The 10,051-nt window shown below is 61.9% G+C and carries 7 protein-coding genes and 1 pseudogene; 5 read left to right on the plus strand and 3 right to left on the minus strand.

Annotation, left to right across the window (positions count from 1 at the left end):
* On the plus strand, nucleotides 1-508 hold a 508-nt coding region (locus tag ABLE94_RS26000), incomplete at its 5' end, for a transglutaminase-like domain-containing protein (protein WP_348810296.1).
* 222 nt (nucleotides 509-730) lie between these two features.
* On the opposite strand, the gene ABLE94_RS26005 is transcribed toward ABLE94_RS26000, so the two are convergent.
* Together ABLE94_RS26005 and ABLE94_RS26010 are read right to left on the minus strand one after the other, a co-directional pair.
* Nucleotides 731-1,869, minus strand: a protein-coding gene (locus ABLE94_RS26005) for an IS3 family transposase (RefSeq protein ID WP_085949120.1) whose coding sequence is annotated in 2 segments (ribosomal slippage) — nucleotides 731-1,599 and nucleotides 1,599-1,869 — 1,140 coding nt in all. Because the reading frame shifts where the segments join, the coding sequence is not laid out codon by codon here.
* A 208-nt stretch (nucleotides 1,870-2,077) separates the two neighbouring features.
* Nucleotides 2,078-2,554, minus strand: a complete 477-nt coding sequence (locus ABLE94_RS26010) for a PaaI family thioesterase (RefSeq protein ID WP_005194688.1) — start codon at nucleotides 2,552-2,554, stop codon at nucleotides 2,078-2,080.
* Between the two features lie 108 nt (nucleotides 2,555-2,662).
* Between ABLE94_RS26010 and ABLE94_RS26015 the strand changes: the two genes are divergently transcribed.
* From ABLE94_RS26015 to ABLE94_RS26030, 4 genes and pseudogenes are all read left to right on the plus strand, one after another.
* A complete protein-coding gene (locus ABLE94_RS26015) occupies nucleotides 2,663-3,271 on the plus strand; it encodes a TetR/AcrR family transcriptional regulator (RefSeq protein WP_005194691.1) in 609 nt (202 codons plus the stop codon).
* A 91-nt stretch (nucleotides 3,272-3,362) separates the two neighbouring features.
* Nucleotides 3,363-6,386 (plus strand): MMPL/RND family transporter, encoded by a 3,024-nt coding sequence (locus tag ABLE94_RS26020; protein WP_005194693.1) that lies wholly within the window; start codon nucleotides 3,363-3,365, stop codon nucleotides 6,384-6,386.
* A gap of 113 nt (nucleotides 6,387-6,499) precedes the next feature.
* Nucleotides 6,500-7,626 (plus strand): annotated as a pseudogene (locus ABLE94_RS26025) (IS3 family transposase).
* A gap of 105 nt (nucleotides 7,627-7,731) precedes the next feature.
* A complete protein-coding gene (locus tag ABLE94_RS26030) occupies nucleotides 7,732-8,082 on the plus strand; it encodes an integrase core domain-containing protein (protein WP_005194698.1) in 351 nt (116 codons plus the stop codon).
* 323 nt (nucleotides 8,083-8,405) lie between these two features.
* Here the strand turns inward: ABLE94_RS26030 and ABLE94_RS26035 are convergent.
* A protein-coding gene (locus ABLE94_RS26035) for an IS3 family transposase (protein ID WP_085949121.1) occupies nucleotides 8,406-9,664 on the minus strand; the annotation gives its coding sequence in 2 pieces (ribosomal slippage) (nucleotides 8,406-9,319 and nucleotides 9,319-9,664; 1,260 coding nt in all).
* Nucleotides 9,665-10,051: the final 387 nt, after the last annotated feature.

Genomic DNA, 10,051 nt, shown 5'->3' on the forward strand with positions numbered 1-10,051 from the left:
GATCCGTTACGACCCCTACACCGTCTCTGACAAGCCCGATCATTACCGGGCCAGCCATGTCATCGAGTCCGGACGTGGGTACTGCGTACCCAAAGCGGTCGTACTGACAGCCGCGTTCCGCGCGGCAAACATACCGGCCCGGCTCGGCTTCGCTGATGTACGCAATCATCTGCAGACCGACGCGCTGCGCGAACTCATGGGAACCGACGTCTTCGTATATCACGGATACAGCCACGTCTACATCGAGGGGCGCTGGTTGAAAGCTACACCCGCGTTCAACATTGAATTGTGCACTCGATTCGGGGTCCCACCTATCGACTTCACCGGCGATCGCGACGCGTTGTTTCACGCGCACGCGGCGGACGGCTCCGCGCACATGGAGTACGTGCACGAACGCGGCGTCTACAACGACTTGCCCCTCGAGGAAATCCTGGCGGGCCTGCGGCATGCCTACGGCCCTCTGATCTTCTCGGGACGGCCAGCTCCGTCCGACGCATTCCGCGCATAGTGTGCGCTCCGGCGGGCTACCGCCGCAGGTTACTGCCCGCTCGAACACCCGTGCCACCACCTGTCGGCCAGATCCCGTCGCACAGTGTCCACCACCACTAGGGAGACCATGACAATGTCCGAGTCATTGCTCGACACCTATCCACACCGAATGGGCGGCCATTGCGGCTCCAGCGCGATGCGCGACTTGATGGTGAGGGGGACCCGTTTGGTGGTCCAGTCGCTATGCGGCTTGGGATTGGTGGGTCGTGGTCCACTGTAGAGCGAATTCAGCGGGGCTGAGTTCGCCGTGGGCGCTGTGGGGCCTGGCGGTGTTGTAGTCGGTCCTCCAATCCTCGGTGATCACTTGGGCTTCGAGCAGAGAATCGAAGCGCCACGAGTTGAGCAGTTCATCGCGTAGTCGACCGTTGAACGATTCGATCCAGCCGTTCTGCCATGGCGAACCGGGGTCGATGAACAAGGCTCCGGTGCCGGTGAATCGGCACCAGTCGCGTACGGCGTGGGCGACGAATTCGGGGCCGTTGTCGAACCGCACGTAGACCGGCGCCCCGCGGGTCAAAGCCAGCGTGTCAAGGACTGCGACCACTTGGTCGGCGTCGATTGACCTGCCGATCTCGATGGCCAGGCACTCTCGGGTGTACTCATCAATGATGTTGAGTAGCTTGATCGTACGACCATCAGCGAGGGTGTCGAATTGGAAGTCCATCGCCCAGATCACGTTCGGCCGGATAGGACACATCGCCCCTACGGTGACACCGACGCCGGTCAACCGCTTCTTTTTGCGGCGCTGGGGCACTCGAAGTCCTTCCTCACACCATAGTCGACGAATACGTTTGTCGTTGACCGCCCATCCGGATTTGCGTGCCATCTTCGCTGCTCGCCGCCACCCCCACCGGGGCCGGTCGGTGGAGAACCTGCGTAGCCAGGCCCTCAGCCTGGTGTCCTCGTCGTCCGCTGGTTGTGTCCTCAGGCGCATCGTCGAGCGGTGGATACCGACCACCGCACACGCCCGACGCTGAGACACCCCGAACCGTTCTTGCAGCACCGTCACGGCGCGGCGTTTACGGTTCGGGGTCAAAAGTTTCCCGACGACAGGTCCTTGAGCATGTCAATGTCGAGGGCCTGGTTGGCCACGAGCTTCTTGAGTCGGGCGTTCTCCGCCTCGAGTTCTTTGAGCCGCTTGGCGTCATCAGCTTTCATGCCGCCGTACTGGGCCAGCCAGCGATGCCACGTGGACTCCGCGACTTCGAGGTGCCGGCACACCTCGTCGAGTTCCTGACCAGCGGCGAGGAGCATATTGCCCTCGGCGAGCTTGCGGATGATCTGCTCCGGCGTGTGCCGGCGGCGCTTGTTCGATGTCATGACGTCGTTGATTCTTCCTGCTCGAACAATCGAGCAACAGAGTCCCACAACGACTGGACCACCCAGGAGGGCTCACCTCACAAGCTAAGCGCTCGGTTCACGGGGAGGGCGGTAAGGCGCTGCGAATGGGTTAGATACGTCTCGCCCTCAGGGTTGATGCAGCCTTGCTGTATCGGGTAACACCAGATGCAGGCGCGGTTACGGTATTCTAGTCGGCTTGAAGGAATCGAGTAATCAGGTCTGTGGCGGCGTCCGGGTCTCCGTGGTTCTGAAAGTGACTTAAGTCAACTTTCACGAACACGGCGTTCGCGGTGAAATACGCTTTCTTGCCTACTGTGCCGACCGCTTTGATGGAGAGTGCCCGAGCGGTGTTATCGACGACCGTGGCGACGAGGTGCACGGGTGTGTGCAGTGGCACTGGGTGTCGGTACTCGACGGTGAGTGTTCGAGTGACTGCAGGTGTGCGGGCGATCCACAGGGTGAATCCCATGATGTCGTCGCAGGCTGCTGAGATGGCACCGCCATGGGCTAGGCCGGGTGCTCCTGATTGGCGTTCGTCGAAGGTTAGATCAGCGTAGACGTGGTCGTCATGCCTGTATACCTCGAGCTGGAGTCCGCTGGGGTTGTCGCTGCCACATCCCATACATGATGGCGAGTGCGCTGGTAGCCGCTGATCGAAGCCCATTGGGTGGTCCTCTCTGCGGTCCTCGTTCGGTGTTCGAGCACTCGCAGTTTCGTTCTGTTACCGACGGTATCGTTTGTGCTGTTGGTCTGGAGCGGGAAGTGGGCAAGGGTGGAGATCGCCGATATCGATGATGTGGACCCGAGGCGGGTTCGCTCGCGGGCGCGGTTGTTGGATGCTGCCGCGACCCTGCTCAGCAGCGGTGGGGTCGAAGCGGTCACCGTGGAGGCTGTAACCCGGCTATCTCGCGTAGCCCGCACCACGCTGTATCGACATTTTGAGAGCACCACGGACCTGGTGGCAGCAGCCTTCGAGCGGTTGTTGCCTCAGGTGGACAACCCTGAAACCTCGCAATCGATTCGCGATGACCTGGTCACATTGATGCAACGCCAGGCTGCTCTCATCGAACAGGCTCCGTTGCAGTTGACCACACTGGCTTGGTTGGCAATGGTTCCCAAGCAACCTGGCGAAGAACCAAACGCATTGGGGCCGTTGCGGATGCGCGTAGTCAACCAGTACCGAGAACCCTTTGATCGAGTGTTGACAAGTAGCGCGGCCGCCGCTGAACTCGACGATCCGGACTTGACCATGGCGATCACTCAGCTGGCAGGCCCTCTGGTCTTCGCCAAGCTCACCGGGATTCGCGCGATGGATGTCGCTGATCTCGAGCGCCTCGTCGATGACTTTCTTGCGGCGCACAGGCGGCGCCCGCCTACATAGCCTCACCGCCTTCCACTTTTACGCTACAACTTGTAGCGTAGCGCTACCGATGGTTCCACTGTGGGCCAGATGAGTTGGTGAGGTACTGCGTATGGTGGTCCATCGTCCCGATGACAAGCGCTTGGCAAGGCGGCCGTTGGTCGAGCGCAGCGAGTACAGCTCCACGTTGGGACGAATCGCGCGGTTCACTTTGACGCACAAGTCCCTGGTCATCGGGGTGTGGATAGCTGTCGGGGTGGTGTTGGCGGTGCTGTTTCCTCAGTTGGAGACGGTGGTGCGGCAGCAATCGGTAGATCCGATCCCTGCAGGGGTTCCGTCCTTTCAAGCTCTTGATCAAATGGGTGGCGCATTCGGGGAAAAGGGCGCTAAGACCACTGTCTTCGTGACCATGGAGAACCCGAATGGGCTTACAGAGGTCACGCGAGAGCGATACGACGCGTTGGTCCTACAGCTCCGTGAAAATTTTGACGATGTGCAATCGGTTCGTGACTTGCTGTCGGATCCGATCACTGCCCGCCAGGCGTTGAGTGAGGATGGCAAGGCCTGGTATCTGCCCGTCGGGGTCTCGGGGACCCTGGGCGGTCCGGCGGCGACTCATGCGGTGGAAACCGTCCGCGAAACCGCACGCCGGGTGTTTGAAGATACTGGTACCGCGGTTCATGTCACCGGACCCGCAGCCACCTTCAGTGATCAGATCGTGAGTGCCGAGAGCGACCTGGTCGTGATCACTTTGGCCACAGTCGCGCTGATCGCCCTGATCTTGCTGGTGGTGTACCGATCGCTGTTCACAGCACTGGTGCCGTTGCTGGTGATTGGTGTCAGCCTTGGGGTGGGCCGCGGCGTCTTGTCCGCACTAGGTGAGCTCGGAATGCCGGTGTCTCAGTTCACCGTCGCATTCATGACGGTCATTCTGCTCGGGGCCGGGGTGGACTACTCAGTCTTTTTCATCAGCCGCTATCACGAGCGGTTGCGCCAAGGCGCGCCTACCGCGGATGCTCTTGTGGACGCTACAGCGACGATCGGACGGGTCATCTTGGCCTCGGCGGCGACGGTGGCACTGGCATTCCTGGCTATGGCGTTCGGCGAACTGAGCGTCTTTTCCACCTTGGGTCCGGCCTGCGCGATCGCGATCCTCATCGGGTTCCTCGCCACTGTCACCTTGCTGCCGCCGGTGCTGCAGTGGGCAGCCCGCTTCGGTTGGGGCAACCCCCGACGAGACCTCACGCGCAAGTACTGGAATCGCGTGGCGGTGCTTGTCGTCCGCCGCCCAGTCCCCCTTCTCGCTATAACGATGGTGGGGCTGATCGTGCTGAGCACGATCGCGATGGGTATCCACATCACCTATGACGACCGCCAGGGCCAACCCGCGACGACCGACAGCAACCAGGGATATGCGCTGCTTGACCGCCATTTCCCCACAGATGTGACGGTTGCTGAGTTTCTTGTGGTGGATGCGCCGATCGACCTACGCACCGCCAGCGGACTTGCCGACCTCGAGCAGATGGCTTCGCGGGTATCCCAAATTCCCGGGGTGACTCGCGTCATCGGCGTCACCCGCCCCACCGGCGACAAACTCGAACAGGCCGAGCTGTCGTGGCAGAACGGTCAGATCGGGGACCAGGTGGCAGGCGCCGTCGCAGACGGCCAGCAACGAAAAGGCGACCTCGAGCAGTTGCGCTCCGGTGCCAACCAGCTCGCCGACGGGCTGGCCCAACTCGACACCCAGCTACGCCTCAACCTGACGCCACTCGCCGGTATCCTCACCCAAGCAAGCACCGCCGGTCAACAAATCCAGCAGTACCAACCACTCCTGCGCCAGCTCGCCGCGTCCGCGCCCGCACTCGACCGCGCCTCACAGAACGCCCCACAACTTGCCGCCCTGACCCGCCAAACATCCGCGGCGCTGACAACAGTGACCTCAATCCTACCCCTCCTCGACTCAGCGCCCTGGTGCGCCCAAGTCCCCCAGTGCGCAACCCTGCGCGCACAGATTCGCGACCTCAACGCCACACTAGGGAGTGGACTGCTCGACCAGATCACCACCCTGTCAACACAACTCGCACAACTAGACACACCCCTCACGACGGTCACCGACCAACTCACCGCAACCGTCAACTCCCTCAACTCCACCCTGAGCACCATCAACAACCAAGACCTGCCCGCTAAGATCACTCAACTCCAAACTGGCGTGAGTCAGCTCGCCGCAGGATCACGACAACTCGCCGACGGCGTGTCCGCGCTGATCGACAGCAACCTTCAGCAACTAGCCGGGATGGCCACCCTAGCCACGCAACTCCAAACCTCCGCCCGCGAAACCGCCGGAACAGACTCCGCGACCGGCTTCTACCTGCCACCTCAAGCCAACGCAGACCGCCGCTTTGTCGATGTCGCTCGCCAATTCGTCTCGCCCGACGGCCATACCGTGCGCTACGCAATACAAACCAGCTTCGACCCCTACAGCACCGAAGCCATACAACTGACCAACACCATCACCGATGTTGCAAACGCCGCCAGACCGAACACCACCCTGGAGGACTCCCACATCGCAATCGCCGGATTCCCCGCCATCAACGCCGACCTGCAACGCCTACTCGCCGACGACTTTCAACTCCTGGCACTGGCAACCCTCATCATCGTCGGCCTGATCCTAATCCTTCTCCTCCGAGCACTCATCGCACCGCTGTATCTCCTAGGAACCGTCGTCCTCAACTACACCGCGGCACTGGGCATCGGCGTCCTAATCTTCCAACACATCCTCAAAACCGAGATCGCCTGGCCTGTACCGCTATTGGCTTTCATAGTCCTCGTCGCCGTCGGCGCAGACTACAACATGCTGCTCATCTCTCGCCTACGCGAGGAATCCCAGAACAACATACGAATCGGCGTTCTACGAACCGTCACCAACACCGGATCGGTCATCACCTCGGCCGGCCTCATCTTCGCTGCCAGCATGTTCGGCCTCATGGCTGGCTCGATCTCCATCATGACCCAAGTTGGACTGATCATCGGTATCGGACTACTGCTCGACACCTTTATAGTGCGCACCATCGTCGTGCCGGCCATCGCGACACTACTAGGCAAAACCAGCTGGTGGCCGAACAACGAAACCGTTTAACGTACTCCTGGTTTAGTTCCCCAGTATCCGCGCGGGACTGTCGCTAGGGACTGCTGCACGGATAGGTGACATCTGATCTGGCTTGCCTTCGGGCGGTCGGGAAGGATGTAGCTGTGCCCAAGCCGTACCCCCAGGAGCTCCGAGACGATGCGATCCGGGTGGCTCGTGATCGTGGAGAAGGCGTCACGATCGAGCAGGTCGCCAACGACTTCGGTGTGCACCCGATGACGCTGCACAAGTGGATGCGACGCGCGAATATTGATGGGGGTCGCAGCCCTGGCGTGACCTCGACCGAGTCCGCTGAACTGCGCGAGGCCCGTAAGCGGATCCGCCTGCTTGAGCAGGAGAACGAGGTGCTGCGTCGAGCGGCGGCGTATCTATCGCAGGCGAACCTGCCGGGAAAAGGCTGTACCCGCTCGTGAAAGAGCTCGCCGCCGACGGGATTGCCGTCGCGTGTCGTGTCGGGTACTTCAGCTCTCGCGCCAGCCCTACTACCGGTGGCTGGCCAGCCCGGTCACCAATGCCAAGCTGGCCGCGGCGTATCGGGCGAATGCCCTGTTCGATGCCCACCGCGAGGACCCGAAATTCGGCTACCGATTCCTCGCCGGGGAAGCCGCCACCGTGGGTGAGTCGATGGCCGAGCGGACCGCGTGGCGGATCTGCCGCGACAACGCCTGGTGGTCGGTGTTCGGCAAGAAGCGAGGTCGTAACGGCCGACGACCGGGACCACCAGTCCACGATGATCTGGTCCAGCGCGACTTCACCGCCGAGGAGCCACATCGGTTGTGGCTCACTGGTATCACCGAACACCACACCCGTGAGGGCAAGCTCTATCTGTGTGCAATCAAGGACGTGCACTCAGGGCGGATCGTCGGCTACAGCATCGATTCCCGGATGAAAGTCCCGACTGGCCGTGGCAGCGTTGCACAGCGCGCTGGCCCGTCGTGGTGAGGTGGCCGGCTGCATCGTTCACTCGGATCGAGGGTCACAGCTCCGGTCGCGGAAATTCCTACACGCCTTGAATACTCACGGTCCAACGGGGTCGATGGGCAAGGTCGGGGCGTGAGGGGACAACGCAGCTATGGAGATCTTCTTCGCGCTCCTGCAACGCAACGTGCTCGACCGTCAACGCTGGGACACCCGTGAACAGCTACGGATCGCAATCGTCACCTGGATCGAACGGACCTACCACCGCCGGCGCCGGCCACCACATCGGCCGAGAATCAGACCCGGCGGCTGATGCGACTGGCCGGGGTCCGCGGAGTGCAGCGGGCAGCGAAGGCTTTCACCACCCGTCCCGACCCGACCACGGCCAGACCTACCGACCGAGTTCAGCGACAGTTTCGTGCCGATCGACCCAACCAGCTACGGGTCGTCCCAGCTATGGGTCGTCGACATCACCTGCGTGCGAACCTGGCAGGGCTTCGCCTACACCGAATTTGTCACCGATGCCTGCACCCGCGTGATCGTCGGTTGGCATGTTGCGGCTACCATACGGACCGAGCTGATCAGGCAGCGTCGGCCTTGGCGCACCGTCGAGCAGGTGGGGCTTGCCACCTGCGAATGGGTCTGGTGGTACAACCAACAGCGTCTACACGAAGCGCTCGACTATCAACCACCCACAGAGTTCGAGGCCGCCCTCAACGGCGCCTCAGCTATCTGCGAGTCGGCCGCCCCGGCCCTCGCAACCACATAGGAACTAAACCTGGGGTACTTCATGGTCTTGCGTCGACCAAATGAACCCCCAATACATATCGCTGGCCTATGCCGACCGGCTGATCGAGTTTAAAGTCGACCCCTCGGTCAGCACTGTGCGCGACTCCTCCGACAACACTCTCGCCGAAGCGTCAGGTACCGCGAGTGTCATTTGCCACGGTGAAGGGACCGCTGTGAGCTGATTTTTGCCATCGGGATGGGACCACCTGGATTGCCAGTTATGGGACCACCGGCGCGTTGCGCTGGTGGTCTCTTGTTTTGTCCGTTGGGCCTTGACCCCGGATCTTGGACACAGGGTGGGATTTATGCTGCGTGTAGAAGTGTAGCAGCGTAACGGTTTTCGTAGGTGAGTGGTGATTGGTGCCCGCACCACGAGTGTCTTCGGCGGTTGTTGTAACGCACGAGCCACCCAAAGACTTCACGCCGGCAGGTGAACTCATCGGGCCAGGACTGCTCATCTTGAAGGACCTCGCGTTTGAGCGTGGCGTTGAACGACTCGGCCATCGCATTGTCGGCGCTGGTGCCCACCGCTCCCATGGACTGGGTCACGCCGAGTTCAGCGCACAGGTTGGCGTAGGCCTTGCTGGTGTAGACCGAGCCGTGATCGGAGTGAAAGACCGCTCCCGACAACGACCCTCGCGTCTGTTGTGCCGCTTGCAAGGCATCGGCAACGAGATCGGTGCGCATATGATCGGCCACCGCCCACCCCGTCAACCGTCGGGAGTAGCAGTCGATCACCGTAGCCAGGTACAGGTTGGAGCCATCGGCGATCGGCAGATACGTGATATCGCCGACATACACCCGGTTCGTGGCGGGCGCGGTGAAATCGCGTTCCACCAGGTCAGGGACTATGCGATCGGCAGGTTCAGGGATCGTGGTGACCACACGACGGCGCCGCCGATAACCGACAATGCCGTGGGCGCGCATCACCCGCGCCACCCGTTTGTGATTGACCCGGTTCTCCAGCGCCACCCCATCGTTGAGTTCCGCGGTAATCCGCGGTGCACCACAGGTGCTGTCACCATCGTGAACCTCACGAATACGTTGCGCCAAAACATGATCAGCTTCCGCACGAGCCGCCCGGCGCGGGGCCGCCTTGCGCCAGGCGTAAAACGACGAACACGCGATCTCGAGGAGATCGCATAGCCACTTGACCGGGTAGGTGTCGAGGTGGTCGGCGACGAACTGGAAGCGGCTCACCAGTTCGTCTCCCCGGCGAAATACTTGGCCGCCTGACGCAAAATCTCCCGTTCGGTGCTCAGCTTGAGCTTCTCGCTACGCAGTGCCGCGTTCTCCCTCTCCAACCGTGCGATCTTGGCCTCAGCGCTTTCTGGCCCCACCACAGCGGGCCCATCGCCGTTGCGGGCCTTGAGCGGGCTGACCGCCCCGCTGCCATCGGCAGCGGTCTTGCGGCCGGTGCCGTAGCGCTCAAGCCAGTGACGCAACGTGCCGCGCTCGACCCCAAGATCGGCGGCGATACCGCGCACCGTGGCCCCGGGGGTCGACTCGTACAAGTCCACCGCGTCCTGACGAAACTGCTCTGAATAGTGTCTCCGAGCCATACCTTGATCATCTCGCTTCTCCCCGCGAACTGCGGGATTCAACGTGTCCAAGGTCCGGGGTCAGGTCCCGTTGACTCGGCCGTGACGAGCAGTCATGGAAGGGGCGGCGGCATGGGCTATCGGGAGGTTGCTGTGGAAGAGATCAGAGAAGTCCTGCGGTTGTGGCTGGGTCTGGCGGTGGGGTTACCGTCGCCGGGGCTGCGCACGATCGCCGCGCATGCGGGGGTGTCCGTGGCCATGAGAAAGTCCCCACTGGTGGGGGGTTGAGGTTCCCCCCGAACCGTAGAGGCATCGATAATGAGGAGCACGATGCCAGAGAAGCGGAAGAAGTACGACCGGGAGTTTCGTGATGGGGCGGTCCGGATCGTCGAGGAGACAGGTAAGCCG

The organism is Gordonia sp. VNK1, assembly GCF_040049135.1.
Taxonomy (GTDB): domain Bacteria; phylum Actinomycetota; class Actinomycetes; order Mycobacteriales; family Mycobacteriaceae; genus Gordonia; species Gordonia oleivorans.